This is a genomic window from Bradyrhizobium sp. RDI18 (assembly GCF_043203335.1).
Classification (GTDB): Bacteria; Pseudomonadota; Alphaproteobacteria; order Rhizobiales; family Xanthobacteraceae; genus Bradyrhizobium; species Bradyrhizobium retamae.
Genome location: NZ_JBICRN010000008.1, coordinates 3609134 through 3621885 on the forward strand (window position 1 = coordinate 3609134; position 12752 = coordinate 3621885).

12 protein-coding genes and 2 pseudogenes are annotated in these 12752 nt (G+C 63.2%); 11 read left to right on the forward strand and 3 right to left on the reverse strand.

The annotated features are described in order from the left end of the window. Positions 1 to 190: 190 nt before the first annotated feature. From ACFXS9_RS26340 to ACFXS9_RS26385, 10 genes and pseudogenes are all read left to right on the forward strand, one after another. Positions 191 to 922: a cytochrome c biogenesis CcdA family protein gene (locus ACFXS9_RS26340; RefSeq protein WP_392693651.1), complete on the forward strand. Its 732-nt coding sequence runs from the start codon at positions 191 to 193 to the stop codon at positions 920 to 922. A 116-nt stretch (positions 923 to 1038) separates the two neighbouring features. Continuing rightward, the gene (locus tag ACFXS9_RS26345) at positions 1039 to 1503 is read left to right on the forward strand and encodes a DoxX family protein (protein WP_392693654.1); all 465 of its coding nucleotides are present in this window, start codon (positions 1039 to 1041) and stop codon (positions 1501 to 1503) included. A 90-nt stretch (positions 1504 to 1593) separates the two neighbouring features. Next, a pseudogene (locus tag ACFXS9_RS26350) lies at positions 1594 to 1968 on the forward strand (DUF255 domain-containing protein); the annotation flags it as partial. A gap of 358 nt (positions 1969 to 2326) precedes the next feature. Then, a complete protein-coding gene (locus ACFXS9_RS26355; RefSeq protein ID WP_392693657.1) occupies positions 2327 to 3379 on the forward strand; it encodes a beta-L-arabinofuranosidase domain-containing protein in 1053 nt (350 codons plus the stop codon). Positions 3380 to 3871: 492 nt separating this feature from the next. Then, on the forward strand, positions 3872 to 4135 hold the full coding sequence (locus ACFXS9_RS26360) for a hypothetical protein (protein WP_197520947.1): 264 nt from the start codon (positions 3872 to 3874) through the stop codon (positions 4133 to 4135). Positions 4136 to 4330: 195 nt separating this feature from the next. Beyond that, on the forward strand, positions 4331 to 4588 hold the full coding sequence (locus tag ACFXS9_RS26365; RefSeq protein ID WP_057846977.1) for a hypothetical protein: 258 nt from the start codon (positions 4331 to 4333) through the stop codon (positions 4586 to 4588). A gap of 111 nt (positions 4589 to 4699) precedes the next feature. Beyond that, a complete protein-coding gene (locus ACFXS9_RS26370) occupies positions 4700 to 5605 on the forward strand; it encodes a DUF692 domain-containing protein (protein WP_392693660.1) in 906 nt (301 codons plus the stop codon). After that, the gene (locus ACFXS9_RS26375) at positions 5602 to 6387 is read left to right on the forward strand and encodes a putative DNA-binding domain-containing protein (RefSeq protein WP_392693663.1); all 786 of its coding nucleotides are present in this window, start codon (positions 5602 to 5604) and stop codon (positions 6385 to 6387) included. Before ACFXS9_RS26370 ends, ACFXS9_RS26375 begins: the two co-directional genes overlap by 4 nt. 17 nt (positions 6388 to 6404) lie before the next feature. Continuing rightward, a complete protein-coding gene (locus tag ACFXS9_RS26380; RefSeq protein WP_392693665.1) occupies positions 6405 to 7193 on the forward strand; it encodes a creatininase family protein in 789 nt (262 codons plus the stop codon). Beyond that, a complete protein-coding gene (locus ACFXS9_RS26385; protein ID WP_392693667.1) occupies positions 7190 to 8173 on the forward strand; it encodes a hypothetical protein in 984 nt (327 codons plus the stop codon). The genes ACFXS9_RS26380 and ACFXS9_RS26385 overlap by 4 nt, the downstream gene beginning before the upstream one ends. Positions 8174 to 8239: 66 nt before the next feature. Here the strand turns inward: ACFXS9_RS26385 and ACFXS9_RS26390 are convergent, their stop codons facing one another. Then, positions 8240 to 8938, reverse strand: coding sequence for an outer membrane protein (locus ACFXS9_RS26390; RefSeq protein ID WP_392693669.1), 699 nt, complete (start codon positions 8936 to 8938; stop codon positions 8240 to 8242). Between the two features lie 224 nt (positions 8939 to 9162). Continuing rightward, positions 9163 to 10557, reverse strand: a complete 1395-nt coding sequence (locus tag ACFXS9_RS26395; RefSeq protein WP_392693672.1) for an FAD-binding oxidoreductase — start codon at positions 10555 to 10557, stop codon at positions 9163 to 9165. Positions 10558 to 10702: 145 nt separating this feature from the next. On the opposite strand from ACFXS9_RS26395, the pseudogene ACFXS9_RS26400 reads away from it, so the two are divergent. Then, a pseudogene (locus ACFXS9_RS26400) lies at positions 10703 to 11189 on the forward strand (thioesterase family protein). A 22-nt stretch (positions 11190 to 11211) separates the two neighbouring features. On the opposite strand, the gene ACFXS9_RS26405 reads toward ACFXS9_RS26400, so the two are convergent. Continuing rightward, the gene (locus ACFXS9_RS26405; protein ID WP_392693675.1) at positions 11212 to 12747 is read right to left on the reverse strand and encodes a helix-turn-helix domain-containing protein; all 1536 of its coding nucleotides are present in this window, start codon (positions 12745 to 12747) and stop codon (positions 11212 to 11214) included. Positions 12748 to 12752 lie beyond the last annotated feature (5 nt).

The window sequence follows — 12752 nt, forward strand, 5'->3', positions numbered from 1 at the left end:
CTCGTTGACGGTCTGATTACCGCAATACGGGACCATACCAGCGTCTGTTTCGCCGGCGAGGCAATTTCGGCGCCCCGGACACGGCTCTGTGACCGCAGTTGAGCCGTAATGGCGACGAAACTTATCGATTGCCTGTTCCGTACAAGCGAAGACGGCGCTATGCCTTGCGGCAGTTCTCGAAGGTCATGCGATGCACGATGTTTCCATCCCGGCGGCCCTGATTGCCGGTCTCGTCAGCTTTCTGTCTCCCTGCGTGCTGCCGCTGGTGCCGCCCTATCTGATCTATCTCACCGGCGCGACCATCGAGCAGGTTGCCAATGCCGGACCGACGCAGGCATCAAAGCGCGCGGTGATGGCGTCGGCACTGATGTTCGTGCTGGGCTTTTCCACCGTCTTCGTGGCGCTTGGCGCCAGCGCCTCGCTGATCGGCGGCCTGATCCGCGCCTGGTCGGCGGAGCTCTCGATCGTGGCCGGCATCGTGATCATCATCATGGGCCTGCACTTCCTCGGCCTGACCCGGATCGGACTGTTGATGCGCGAGGGGCGGATGCCGATGCCGAAACCGGTCGGCCTCTGGGGCGCCTATGCCATGGGGCTCGCCTTCGCCTTCGGCTGGACTCCCTGCATCGGCCCCATTCTGGCGGCGATCCTGTCGATTGCGGCCGCCGAGGCCACCGTCACCAAGGGCGCCGGCCTGCTCGCGGTCTATTCGGCCGGGCTCGGAATCCCGTTCCTGCTGGCAGCCTTCATGATCGAGCAGTTCTCCTCGCTGTTTGCGCGGATGAAGCGGCACCTCGCCAAGGTCGAGCATGCCATGGGGATCCTGATGGTGATCACCGGCATCGGCTTCCTGACCGGCGCCGTCACCAACGTCAGCATTTGGCTGCTGGAGACTTTCCCCGCCCTGCAAAATTTCGGCTGAGGCCCCCGTAACGAGCGGGCCGGCGCCAACGAAACTCCTGTCAGGACCAGACTGCTGCCAACGCGGCCGCGACGTGACCGCAGGTCGCGGCGTCACGAAATCTCAAGGGGAGTCGCATGTATTCCATCGTCAATCTGCTCGTCCTGCTGCCCGCGCAGATCGCCTCGCACTTTTCCTGGGCCGGCCCCCTGATCATGCGGCTCATCGTCGGTTACACCTTCATGCTGGCCGGCTGGGGCAAGCTCAATCATCTGGCGCAGGTCACCGAAAACTTTATCGGCTGGGGCATCCCATTCCCCAACATCCTCACCCCCTTTGTCGCCGGCGTCGAATTTTTCGGCGGTGCCATGCTGATCCTCGGCCTGTTCACGCGAATCCCGGCCGCGATGCTGGCGGTGATCATGATTGTCGCCATCAAGTCGGCCAAATGGGGCGATGTCGACTCGCTGGAGACACTGCTCGGTTTTGAGGAAGCTGCCTACTTCGCCGGCTTCATGTGGCTTGCGATTGCCGGCCCAGGCGCGGCGTCACTGGACCGGCTGCTGCTGAATGCCAGCGGTCAGCCCAAAGCTTCAACCTGACACTCACAATCCCGTGACATCGGCCAATGCTTGAGCCCTGATCTCGCTGGCTGCGTAGCTGGAGAAAACGCCACGCTTCCGGGAGCCGCCATGAAACTCGTCCGCCTTGCCGCCTTCGCACTTGCCGCGCTAGTGGCATCGCCGTCGTTTGCTTCGGACGGGCCCAAATGGAGCGACTGGAGCGACGATCTGTTCGCCCGCGCGCAGGCCGAACAGCGTTTCGTCATCCTCGATCTCGAGGCCGTGTGGTGCCACTGGTGCCACGTGATGGAGAAGACGACCTACGCCAATCCCGAGGTCAGGGAATTGCTCGCCGCGAAGTATCTGCCGGTGCGGGTCGATCAGGACGCCAATCCCGATCTGTCGAGCCGCTATGGCGACTGGGGCTGGCCGGCGACCATCGTGTTCGGCCCCGACGGCACCGAGATCGCCAAGATCAGGGGCTATATCGAGCCGGAGCGCATGCAGGCGCTGCTCAAGGCGATCATCGACGATCCCACGCCCGGACCATCGGTCGGCGAAGCTTTTGAGGTGAAGCCGTCGACTTTCGCCTTCCTGGACAAGGAACAGCGCGCTGCGCTGATGAAGGATGTCGACGAAGCCTATGAGGAAAAACTCGGCGGCTGGGGCGAGAACCAGAAATACATTGACGCCGACAGCATGGACCTTGCGATCACCCGCGCCGAGTCCGGCGACGCCATGGCGGCCAAGCGCGCCCGGCAGACGCTCGATGCCGCCATCGCGCTGATCGATCCGGTCTGGGGCGGCGTGTACCAATATTCCGAAGCGGGCTCCTGGACGCACGCGCATTTCGAAAAAGATCATGTCGTTCCAGGCGCAATATCTCCGGCAATACAGCCAGGCCTATGCGCTGTGGAAGGATCCGAAATATCTTGCTGCCGCACGCAACATCGAACGCTATCTCGCGGCGTTTCTCAAGAGTCCGGACGGCGCGTTCTATGTCAGCCAGGATGCCGATCTCGACCACGACATCAACGGACACACATACTACGCGCTGTCCGACGGCGAGCGGCGCAAGCTCGGCATGCCGCGCATCGACAAAAACCTGTATGCGCGCGAAAACGGCTGGGCAATCTCGGGGCTTTCGGCCTACTACAACGTCACCAACGATCCGAAGGTGCTGGCGATCGCTGAGCGCGCGGCGAAATGGGTGATCGACAACCGCGCGCTCCCCGATGGCGGCTTCCGGCACGGTGAAAAGGATCGCGGCGGGCCATTCATCGGCGACACGCTGGCGATGGGCCAGGCCTTCCTCGATCTCTATGCCGCCACGGGAAACCGCGACTGGCTCACCTCGGCAGGGAAGGCCGGCGATTTCATCGCGACCTTCCACGATGAGGCCGGCGGCTTCGTGACCTCGAAGACGGCGGAAGGCAAAACCGGTGTGCTCGCCAGGCCCGCCAAGCTGATCGACGATCAGGTGCAGGTCGTCAGATTCATGAACCTGCTCAACCGCTACTTCGGCAACGACGCCTATCGCGAAGAGGCCGCGCACGCGATGCGTTACCTCGCCAGCGCCTCGGCCGGAATGATGCGTCCCCTGCCCGGCGTTCTGCTCGCCGACGAAGAACTCGCGGTTGAGCCCACGCACATGACGATCGTCGGACACAAGGACGACGCCCGCGCGAAAGACCTGCATGCGCTGGCTCGCGCGCTGCCGGCCCGCTACAAGCGTCTGGAGTGGCTCGATCTGCGCGAGGGCAAGCTGCCCAACCCCGACGTCGAATATCCCGATCTCGGCGAACCGGCGGCGTTCGCCTGCAGCAATCGCATCTGCTCGTTTCCGTCCTTCAACGCCGAGGAGTTGCGGGCCACGGTCGCGCAGATGGCGAAGCTGAAGCCTGTGCGGAGCTGAAGCATGAATGAAATTGGATCTGATTGTCCAACGAAGAAGGTGCGCTCCCTCTCCCGCTTGCGAGGGAGGGTTGGGGTGGGGGTGTCTCCGCAGGCGACCTGCCCGAGTGGAGAGAGCCCCCACCCGGCGCTTCGCGCCGACCTCCCCGCAAGCGGGAGAGGTAAGCGGGTCTGCGGCCAACTCATCTAACCAAAAATCATCATGCTGTAGTTGAACCAAATCGCTTGATGCAGTGCAACCAACCGCCGATATTCCCGCTGAGCAATCGCGCGACAAAAAAGAAAATTTTCTTTTGAAACTCTGTAACCAAATCGCCCCATCCCCCGTAGCTGGTTTCGGATGAGCACTCAAATCACGGAGACCTGACGTCCTCCGGCAAGCCACCGCGATCTGATGCCATCCCTCCCTTGCGTCAGCGGGGTCTGTGATCGAACGATCAACAGGTCTCACGGCGTTACTTTTTGTCTTCAAACAATCATCGAGGAGATCGTCATGAAGTTGAATTCCAAATCCGGCGCGACGCTCGCCGCTGCCGCCGCCACCCTGTTCCTCGCCGGCTCGGTGGTGTCGACGGTATCGACGCCTGCGAACGCCGCCCAGGGCAAGTGCATGGCCGGCAATGCCTGCAAGGGCCAGAGCGCCTGCAAGGGCGCGGCCAACGCCTGCAAGGGCCAGAACGCCTGCAAGGGTCAAGGCTTCTCGGCGACCTCCGAGAAGGCTTGCGCCGCCATGGGCGCCAAGTTCGTCAAGGGTTGATCGTTCCGATCAGGTGCAACGAGGGCCCGGCGCTTGCCGGACCCTCGTTGTTTCGACCCTGCGGTTAAATTAAAGTCGGCCTCGCGTGTAACTAAATCCAGACCCGCCACGTAGCTATCTCCGGGTGCAGTTTGTCGGCCGGAACTGTCGCGGCTTGCGGGCGATGCACCCTCACACTTCCTTTGGAGGATACAAATGAAGATGACCTCGAAGTCCGGCGCCACCCTCGCTGCCGCTGCAGCCACCCTGTTCCTGGCCGGCGCCACCGTGTCGACCGTGGCCTATGCCGCCGGCGAAGGTAAGTGCGTCGGCGCCAATGCCTGCAAGGGCCAGAGCGCTTGCAAGGGCGCCAGCAATGCCTGCAAGGGCCAGAACGCCTGCAAGGGGCAGGGCTTCTCGGCCATGACCAAGGAAAAGTGCGACGCCGCCAAGGGCAAGTATATGCCGTCTTAAGTCGCGGTCCGATCGAGGCCCGGTGTAGGCCGGGCCTCGCATCCATGCTAGGTTGACGGTGCAGTTTGGGACACGCCGCCGCACTTACGGCGCCGTTCGAGCGGAGACGAGATGAACGTCGCAAGCCGATTGCCAGATACTTCGGCGGCTGCGCTTGCAGACCGCCCGGTGACATCGGCCAAGCCGCTCTTCCTCGGCTTCGGTCTCGGCCTGCGCCACCAGCACTACGACGAAATCCTGAGCGGCAATCCGCCGATCGACTGGTTCGAGGTGATCAGCGAAAACTACATGTTGCCCGGCGGCCAGCCGCTGCGCACGCTCGACCGGATATGCGAACGCTACCCCGTGGTGATGCATGGCGTGTCGATGTCGATCGCCTCCACCGCCCCGCCGAACTTCGAATATCTGCAGGCTCTGAAGGATCTCGCCCGGCGCGTCGAGCCGAAATGGGTATCGGACCATCTGTGCTGGACCGGCGTGCACGGCAAGAACCTGCATGATTTGCTGCCGATCCCCTACACCAGGGAAGCGCTCGATCACGTCGTCAGCCGCGTCCAACTGGTGCAGGATTTTCTCGGCCGCGCCATCGTGCTCGAGAACGTCTCGACCTACGTGCAGTTCAGCAATTCCGAAATGACGGAATGGGAATTCCTCTCCGAGTTGTCGCGCCGCTCCGGATGCTGGCTCCTGTTCGACGTCAACAATGTCTATGTCAGCGCCTTCAACCACGGCTACGATCCCATGACTTTCCTCAACGGCATTCCGGCGGATCGCGTGGTGCAGTTTCACGTGGCCGGCCACAGCCACATGGGCACCCATATCATCGACACCCACGACCATCCGGTGTGCGAGGATGTCTGGGATCTCTATGCCGCGGCGTTGAAGCGTTTTGGCCGCGTCTCGACCATGATCGAGCGCGACGACAACATCCCGCCGCTCGACGAATTGTTGCTTGAGGTTGTCAGGACACGTGAGATGGCCGAGAAAATCTTGCCGAGGTGCACGCAGGCGGAATGAGCGATTTTGCGCGACAGCAAGCCGAGTTTCAGCGCGGCATCCTTGATGGCGACGATACGGTGCTGGCTGAAATCCTCGACAGCCCGCGCGAGAAGCGCGAAACGCTATTCGGCGTCTATCGCTACGCCTACGGTTCGCGGCTGGTCGAGGCAATGCGCAACGACCACGAACTGCTGCACCTTTATCTCGGCGACGAAATGTTCGACGAGATGGGGTATGCTTATGTCAAGGCGCGGCCATCAGCGCATCCGAACCTGCGCTGGTTCTCGCATGGCCTGCCGGAGTTTTTGAAATCGGCGAAGCCCTACTCGGACCATCCCGTACTGTCGGATCTGGCCGCGCTGGAAAAGGCGCTCAACGACGCCTTCGACGCCGCGGAAAGCAAGGTGGTCGAACTGGCCGACATGGCGCGCTTTGCGCCCGAGGCATGGTCGGGCCTGAGGTTTCTGCCGCATCCCAGTGCCTTCAGGCTCGATCTTGCAACCAATGCGGCTGCGATCTGGCTCGCGCTCAAGAACGACGAAACGCCGCCCGACGCGACCGCACTGGAGCAGCCGGCGCATCTTCTGATCTGGCGTCAGGACGTCACGCCGATGTTCCGCGAGCTTTCGGCGGAAGAGGCGATGATGTGGGATGAGGCCGCGAACGGCATTCCGTTCGGCGTGCTCTGCGAAATGCTCGCGACCTATGACGACCCCGACAGCGCGGCAGGCCGCGGCGCCGGCTATCTGCACGGTTGGATCACGGCGGGACTTTTGACGGATGTTTCCGTCGGCTCATGAAGAGGAGCGCTCGGCGAATGGGAACGGACACCGATCGCCACTTCATCGAGCGCATGCACTGGGACGAAGTCGCGCGGCGCATCGGTAGCGGTGCGGTGGCCATATTGCCAATCGGCGCCGCCGCCAAGCAGCACGGCTTCCACCTCCCGCTCAACACCGACCGCATCCAGGCCGAATGGCTCGCGGCCAGGATGGCGGAAAAGATCGACGCGCTGATCTGGCCGACGCTGACCTACGGCCATTATCCCGCCTTCGTCGAATATGCCGGCAGCAGCAGCCTGTCGATTTCGACCTTCGAGGCGCTGGTGCGCGAGATTGCGGGGCAGATTCTCGCCGGCGGAATTCCAAAGCTCTTGGTGCTCAATACCGGAATCAGCACGTTAGCCCCGGTCGATCGCGCACTGGCGCGCCTCGACAGCGAGCGGATCAGGCATCTGTGGATCCACGAGGGTCCGCGCTATCCGCGCGTGGCGAAGCAATTGGCCGAACAGAGCCATGGCAGCCATGCGGATGAACTGGAAACGTCGCTGATGCTGGCGCTGGCACCGCATCTGGTCGACATGACGCGCGCCGAAGCCAGCCCCGCCCGGAACCAGGAGACGCCGGGCGCACTGACGCCGTCGGATCCGTACTCACCAAATTACAGCCGCTCCGGCAGCTATGGCGATCCGACACGGGCGACATCGGCCAAGGGCGAAGCCTTGCTCGCCGCCATGCTCGGCGATCTCCACGAACAGGCCGCTTCGTTCATCGCGCAACGCCCAGGTGAGGAGCGGTCGGCCGCGGCCCAAACCGTGCTGCGATGAAAGCCGCCAGTGCATTTCGCTGGACCGTGGCCGCCGTGATCGTCACGACGTTGGCAAGCGCCATTTCGTTCCGCGCCGATGCGCAATCGGAATATATGCGCGACCGGATGCCCTACGACGCTTTCGACCGGCTGCCCAAAACCGATATTGAAGTGCCCGGCGGCATCATCCATGCCGCGTTCGCGCCGGGCGACTTCATGCTGCCCAGGGAAAAACTGCTCGACTGGATCAGGATGTCGGCCCGGGCCGTGACGACCTATTACGGGCGATTTCCCGTCAACTCGCTCCGGCTGCTCTTGGTGCCGGTGGATGGAGGCCGCATTCGCGGCGGCACGACGTGGGGCTATCGCGGCGCCGCCATTCGCATTCCGCTCGGCCGCGATTCAAGCGAGGATGTGCTGCGCCGCGACTGGGTGATGGTGCACGAGATGGTGCATACCGCCCTGCCCGACATGCCCGACCGCTACGCGTGGCTCTCGGAAGGATTGGCGGTCTATGTCGAGCCGGTCGCGCGGGTGCAGGCCGGAGACCTCAGCGCGCGGGAAATCTGGCAGGCGATGATGCGCGACATGCCGAAGGGGCTGCCGCAGGCCGGCGACCAGGGACTCGACAACACTGGCACCTGGGGGCGGAAGTATTGGGGCGGCGCGATGTTCTGCCTGCTTGCCGACATCGAGATCCGCAAGGCCACCAATAATCGCCTCGGCCTGCAGGACGCGATGCGCGGCGTACTCGCCGCTGGCGGCAATCATGAGCAGGACTGGCCGATCGAGCGCATTCTTGCAACCGCCGACAAGGCCGTCGGCGTCGACGTGCTGACCCGGCTTCACAACGAGATGGGGCCGAAGCCGGTAACGCCCGATCTCGCGGCGCTGTGGCGCGACCTCGGATTGAGGCGGGTTGGCGAAGATCTCGAGTTCGATGACACCGCGCCACTCGCAGCAATCCGCAAGGCGATCACCGCGCCGCCCGCACGATAAGACGCATGGAGAAGCGCGACAAGATGATCCGGCAGCCGACGCCGCCGGACCATTCTGAGCGAAGCATTAGAACCGATAACTGGCGCCCACGCGCACGAAGTGCATCTCGTTGCGGAATTCAGCCCGGGTGCGGTCCCGGCTGGACAGCGTGGCGCTGCCGTAATCGGCATAGAGATATTCACCGCGCGCGACCAGATGCTTGGTGAAAGCATACTCGATGCCCGCGCCTGCGATCAGCCCGGCCTTGACCTGTTCGTCCCAGATCGCCTGCTCCAGCGTGTCACACCCTCTCTGAACCGTATAGCGATAGCCGTTGCTGATGCTGGCCACGCCGACACCGACCGCACCAAAGGCGAGCAGGCGGTCGAACGCGTAGCCGGCGCGCAGGCGAGCGGAGCCGAACGCGCCGAATCTCGATAGCAACGCACTGTCGCCAAAGACGAGTTCGTCCTTTGACGAGGTGGACTTGCCCCAATCGAATTCGGCGCCGATGACAAAGCGGTTGACGAACTGATAGTTGTAGCCGCCGTAAACGCCGACGGCGAAGCCGCTCGCCTGTCCCTCCGCATGGCGGCACGCACCGTTTCGGCAGTAATCGGCAGCCCACGCCGCATACGCACCGCCGCCATAAACGCCCGCATAGAATCCGGTCCAGTTGTAGTGAGGCGAAGGCAGGTCCGGAATTCGGATTTCGGCAGCCTTCGCCGCCGGACCTGCCAGTAAAAAGCCATACGCGGCAACAATCTCCCAGGAAAGAAAACGCATTTAGCGCACCTCATCACGCACACACGCAACACATGTTGCGGAACCAAGCAGAAGAGGGCAGTTCAGGCGCGATGATGTTTAAGTCTGGCGGCGCGGTGTTGAAACGAGGCTATGTTTGGAACCAAACTTAGACGGCCGCCACAATATACAACCCTTGAGCGAACAACGTCGTTGCAGGCTTTCGCCCGCTACCAGCGGTTTCAACATGAAGGTGGCGGGCGCGTCTAGTTCACCGGCACGATCTTGCCGGGATTGAAAATGTTCTGCGGATCGAGCGCCTGCTTCAGCGCGCGCATGGCGTCGATCGCCTCGGGGCCGAGCTCGGCCTTGAGGTATTTTTGCTTGCCCTGCCCGATACCGTGCTCGCCGGTGCAGGTGCCGCCCATCGACTGCGCGCGTTCGACCAGGCGATGCATGAACTCTTCGCCGCGCGCCATTTCTTCCTTGTTGTCGACGTCGCAAACCAGCGAGCAGTGAAAGTTGCCGTCGCCGACATGGCCGACGATCGGCGACAGCAGGTTCAGCCGTTTCAGGTCCTCCTCGGTCTCGGTGACGCAATCCGCAAGCCGTGAAATCGGCACGCAGACGTCGGTGGCCACCACGCCCGCGCCGGGCCGCAGCGCCTTGACAGACCAATAGGCGTCATGCCGCGCCTGCCAAAGTTTTGTGCGGTCCTCGGGCTTGGTCGTCCAGGTGAAATCCCCGCCGCCGCATTCCTTGGCGATCTCGCCAAAATTCCTGGACTGTTCGGCGACCTCGACCTCGCTGCCGTGGAATTCCAATAGCAGCAACGGCGTCTCCGGCAGGGTCAGCTTGGAATAGGCGTTGCAGGCGCGTACCTGCTCGGCGTTGAGCAGCTCGATCCGCGCCAATGGAATGCCGGTCTGGATGGCCAGGATCGTGGCCTGGCAGGCGCCGCGCACCGTCTCGAACGAGCAGGCGGCGGCCGCGATCGTCTCGGGAATGCCGCGCAGCTTGATGGTGAGTTCGGAGATGATGCCAAGCGTACCCTCGGCGCCGACGAACAGATGCGTCAGATCGTAGCCGGCCGCGGATTTCTTCGCCCGCGTCCCCGTCGTGATGATCTCCCCGTCGCCGCGCACCACTTTCAGCGCCAGCACGTTCTCGCGCATGGTGCCGTAGCGCACCGCATTGGTGCCGGACGCCCGCGTCGCGGTCATGCCGCCGAGCGAAGCATCGGCGCCCGGATCGATCGGAAAGAACAATCCCTGGTCGCGCAGGTGCTCGTTCAGCGCCTTGCGGGTGACGCCAGGCTGGATCACGCAGTCTAGATCCTCCGCGTGAACTTCGAGAATCCGGTTCATGTCGCGCAGATCGATGCAGATGCCGCCCGCCGGCGCATTGACCTGGCCCTCCAGCGAGGTGCCGGTTCCAAAGGCGATCACGGGCACGCGGTGCTTGGCGCAGATCCGCACCACGTCCTGGATGTCGGCGGTTTCCTGCGCCATCACCACCGCGTCGGGCGGCTGGGTCGGCAGCCAGGTGGTGGTATGGGCATGCTGCTCGCGCACCGCCTGCGAGGTGATCAGCCGGTTGCCGAACCGCGCCGCCAGCGCCTCCACGGCGCTTGCCAAAGCCTGCGGTTCCGGCCGCTTCATACTACCCGATATCGTCGTCGCCACGCCAATTCCTCCCGAATTTGAGCGGACCGTGGCAAAGGATATAAGGGGGGTCAAGAGACCCGAAAAAACAAAGGGATGGATGATGACGACCAGTGCTGCCGACGAGGATAATTTGACGGATATGCCGCTGCCTTCAGTCCCGTTCCGTTCCTCGGTGATGCAGATCGAGCCGCAATGGATCGACTATAACGGCCACCTCAATATGGCCTATTACAACGTGATGATGGATCGCGCGATCGACCAGATGTGGCTGCAGCTCGGGATCGGACCCACCTACATGAAGGAGCGCCACGGCTCCACCTTCACCGCCGAAGCCCATGTTCGCTATTTGCGCGAGATCCACCTCGGCGATCCCGTCCAGATTTCCGTATATCTGTTGGCTGCGGACGAAAAACGCCTGCATACGTTCGAGGAACTGCGGCACGCGACCGAAGGCTGGCTTTCCGCCACCTCGGAAAACATGACGCTCCATATGGATATGAAGGAGCGGAAAGTGGCCCCGTTCCCGCCGGACATCCGCGCCCGCATCCAGGCGGTGGTCGTCGCACACGCCGCAGTCCCCCCGGCCTGTGGGTATCGGCCGCAAGGTCGCCATGCCTTCGAAATGATGCCTTCGAAATAGCGCCGCGTTCAGGCCGGCAGACCTGCCTCCTGCAGGGTTCCGACCACCAGATCACGGTAATCCTGCGGTAGCGGCGGCATACCCCGCTGCACCTCCGACACCGTGAGATCAGGATAGTGGTGACGCAGCGCCCCGAGACTGCGTCGGGCCTGCGGCCTTTGCCCGGCGAGCACGTGGGCCGGGCATAGCGTTCGATGCACCCAGCTTGCGGAAGGATGCTCGGCCAACGCCCGCTCTTGCCAGTACGCCGCCTCGGCATATTGGCCGGCCTTGAAATGAGCACAGCCGATCCCGACCATGCTGTTGAAGGCAAGCGGATCGTGTGGCGCCAGATCGAGCGCAATCTTCAAACGCTCGATCGCGGATTCCGGCTCGCCCTTATAGACGTCGATCCATCCGCTGCGGCTCCACGCCCAGACCGATCCACCGTCGACGGCGAGCGCCTTGCGGATGACCAGGTCCGCAGTATCGAGCTCCCCAAGCAACGTCAGCGCATTGCCGAGCACGGCAAGCACGGTGGCGTCGCCGTAAAGGGCCTGAGCCCGACGCGCCAGTTCGAGACTTCGGGACCTCTCTTCCACTGGCGCGGACGTGAAATGATAGACCGCGCGCTGAACATACGCCCAGGCCGCCAGCGCAGTGGCGAGCGGATGGGTGGGGTCCTGGTCCATCGCGCGCTCCAGCAATTCAAGCGCGCGGGCATTGCCGTCGGCATCGAGAGCGACAACGCCCGGCATCGCACGCAGCGCGAGATCGTGCGCGCTGAGGCCGGCCGCCGGCTTGTGCTGCGCGCGATCGATCTCGGCAAGGCGCAAACCTGACTGAAGCATCGCGGCGATCCTGATCGCGAGATGTTCCCCGGTAGAGGTTTCGTCGCGCAAGATATTGTTGGTACGGTGCGCCCAAATCTGACAACCGGTTTCGCTGTCGATCAGACGGAAGATCAGGCGCGCCTGTGCGCCCGATCCCCGGATCGTGCCGGTCAGATGGTAGCGTGCGGTCCTCGACCGGCTTGCCACCGAAATCCCTGCGCGGCTCAGAGCAACGAGAAGGTCATCGGCGATATCGGCTGCGATCTCCTTATACTCCGCAGCCGTTTCGATCGGCCCAAACGCCAGCATGGGCCGATCGCGCCGCGATACGAATAGCGAAGGCATCGCGCAGAGCGCGTCGGTGAGCACCTCCTGCCGCTTCAGCGTCTGCGACGGCGTTTCGCCATAGCGGCGGCGATACTCGATTGAAAACCGCCCGAAATGCGGAAAGCCGGAGCGCAGCGCCACGTCCATGATCTTGATATCAGGCGTACCCTGCAACAGCTCGCGACGGGCGCATTCGAGCCCGATCTCGCGAAGTGCAGCGCGCGGGGTCTTGCCGACGAAGCTAAGGAACTGCCGCTGCAGGGTTCTGCCGGATACACCGCCGATCGCGGCAAGCTCCGTCAGCCGCCAACCATGGCCGACATTGGCACGCATCGCGTCCAGCGCACGCCTGACGCCGCGCGGCAGCGCCGATGTCGCCGATGAAACGTTCTGGCCAGCAATCATCCGCA

What these genes read in the sequence shown, in the direction of transcription:
- ACFXS9_RS26340 (WP_392693651.1), top strand. Translation starts at nt 191, where the DNA reads ATGCACGATGTTTCCATCCCGGCGGCCCTGATTGCCGGTCTCGTCAGC.
- ACFXS9_RS26345 (WP_392693654.1), top strand. Translation starts at nt 1,039, where the DNA reads ATGTATTCCATCGTCAATCTGCTCGTCCTGCTGCCCGCGCAGATCGCC.
- ACFXS9_RS26355 (WP_392693657.1), top strand. Translation starts at nt 2,327, where the DNA reads ATGTCGTTCCAGGCGCAATATCTCCGGCAATACAGCCAGGCCTATGCG.
- ACFXS9_RS26360 (WP_197520947.1), top strand. Translation starts at nt 3,872, where the DNA reads ATGAAGTTGAATTCCAAATCCGGCGCGACGCTCGCCGCTGCCGCCGCC.
- ACFXS9_RS26365 (WP_057846977.1), top strand. Translation starts at nt 4,331, where the DNA reads ATGAAGATGACCTCGAAGTCCGGCGCCACCCTCGCTGCCGCTGCAGCC.
- ACFXS9_RS26370 (WP_392693660.1), top strand. Translation starts at nt 4,700, where the DNA reads ATGAACGTCGCAAGCCGATTGCCAGATACTTCGGCGGCTGCGCTTGCA.
- ACFXS9_RS26375 (WP_392693663.1), top strand. Translation starts at nt 5,602, where the DNA reads ATGAGCGATTTTGCGCGACAGCAAGCCGAGTTTCAGCGCGGCATCCTT.
- ACFXS9_RS26380 (WP_392693665.1), top strand. Translation starts at nt 6,405, where the DNA reads ATGGGAACGGACACCGATCGCCACTTCATCGAGCGCATGCACTGGGAC.
- ACFXS9_RS26385 (WP_392693667.1), top strand. Translation starts at nt 7,190, where the DNA reads ATGAAAGCCGCCAGTGCATTTCGCTGGACCGTGGCCGCCGTGATCGTC.
- ACFXS9_RS26390 (WP_392693669.1), bottom strand. Translation starts at nt 8,938, where the DNA reads ATGCGTTTTCTTTCCTGGGAGATTGTTGCCGCGTATGGCTTTTTACTG.
- ACFXS9_RS26395 (WP_392693672.1), bottom strand. Translation starts at nt 10,557, where the DNA reads ATGAAGCGGCCGGAACCGCAGGCTTTGGCAAGCGCCGTGGAGGCGCTG.
- ACFXS9_RS26405 (WP_392693675.1), bottom strand. Translation starts at nt 12,747, where the DNA reads ATGATTGCTGGCCAGAACGTTTCATCGGCGACATCGGCGCTGCCGCGC.